At 55.1% G+C, this 568-nt stretch carries 1 pseudogene; it reads right to left on the reverse strand.

Features of this window, described 5'->3' with window-relative positions:
• Window positions 1–125 precede the first annotated feature (125 nt).
• Window positions 126–568: pseudogene (locus AC1D0P_RS27485) on the reverse strand (sulfotransferase); the annotation flags it as partial.

A 568-nucleotide genomic window follows, 5' to 3' on the forward strand; every position in this document is an offset into this window, starting at 1 on the left:
CGGTAAATCCCAGCATGGAGCCCAGGCCGACAAGGAGCTTTCCTTTGATGCCGCCGAATTGCCAATGTTTCATCGCAGTTTCTTTATTTCGCATGCAATTTCGCCACGTTCGCCATAGAGGAATTTCACGCAATGCGTGCCACATCGTTGACGTTACCTGCATCGGCGATCGGCAAATTTTCCAGGCGATTGCGCACCTGCTGCAGATAGTCCAGCCGGAAGCGTCGCAAAATGAAATCCCGATAATCGTTGTGCTCCAGATCGCGCCAGGCGCATCGTTTCGCCACCTCGGAACATTCGCGGGAGCGCGCCATCATGCCGTCGCTGATCACTGCCTGTGCATCGGTCATCCGTTCATAGCCATAAAGCGCCATGTAGTCGCGCGCCAAGGTTTCGATCACTTCGATTTCTTTCATCGAAAGTTGCGTTTTGAACTTGTCCGTGTTGGCGGCTATCGGCGCGAAGCAATTCGAAGCCCAGAGCGCCGACATGTGGGAGAGCTGCTGCGCCTCGTGCGAACGCGTTACATCCAGCATTTGCGGCAGGTACTCGATGTCGAGAAAGCGGC

This window comes from Polaromonas sp. P1_G2 (assembly GCF_056405515.1).